Genomic DNA, 255 nt, shown 5'->3' on the forward strand with positions numbered 1-255 from the left:
ATCCACATCGCGGACCTGGCCGAGGCGCACCTGCTGGCGCTGCAGGCGGCCAGGCCGGGCGAGCACCTGATCTGCAACCTGGGCAACGGGACCGGGTTCTCGGTGCGCGAGGTGATCGAGTCGGTCAGGCGCGTCACCGGCCGGGAGATCCCGGTGCAGGTCGCCGACCGCCGTCCGGGCGACCCGGCCGTCCTGGTCGCCGCCGCCGACCGCGCCCGCGAGGCCCTGGGCTGGGTCCCCAAGCGCCCCGAGCTC

At 76.1% G+C, this 255-nt stretch carries 1 pseudogene; it reads left to right on the plus strand.

The features are described from left to right. Positions 1 to 255 (plus strand): annotated as a pseudogene (locus tag QSK52_RS39380) (UDP-glucose 4-epimerase GalE); the annotation flags it as partial.

The organism is Kitasatospora phosalacinea, from assembly GCF_030268885.1.
Lineage (GTDB): Bacteria > Actinomycetota > Actinomycetes > Streptomycetales > Streptomycetaceae > Kitasatospora > Kitasatospora phosalacinea_C.